We start from the raw sequence: 229 nt of genomic DNA on the forward strand, positions 1-229 counted from the left end.
GCTTAAGCATCAAAGCATTCACCGCTTTTGGGTCAATAAACTGCCCTCACTACAAAGTATGGAAAGTCTGTTATTCGACATGCTGTTGGTCGGCTTTGTCCTGCTTAGCATCGCGCTGGGTATCGGCTTTATTTACGTAGAAGATCTCATGGCGCAGCATATCGTGCATAAGACGGTGTTTAGCTTGCTATCATGGTTATTGTTCGGTGCGCTACTGTTCGGTAATTGG

General features: G+C 45.9%; 1 protein-coding gene. It reads left to right on the top strand.

Translation table 11 applies throughout. From position 1 onward, the window contains the following. Positions 1 to 229: cytochrome c biogenesis protein CcsA (ccsA, locus tag AAEZ06_RS28425; RefSeq protein WP_350617554.1), on the top strand; the 229-nt coding region annotated here is incomplete at both ends.

It is taken from the genome of Pseudomonas sp. HY7a-MNA-CIBAN-0227, from assembly GCF_040310325.1.
Classification (GTDB): Bacteria; Pseudomonadota; Gammaproteobacteria; order Pseudomonadales; family Pseudomonadaceae; genus Aquipseudomonas.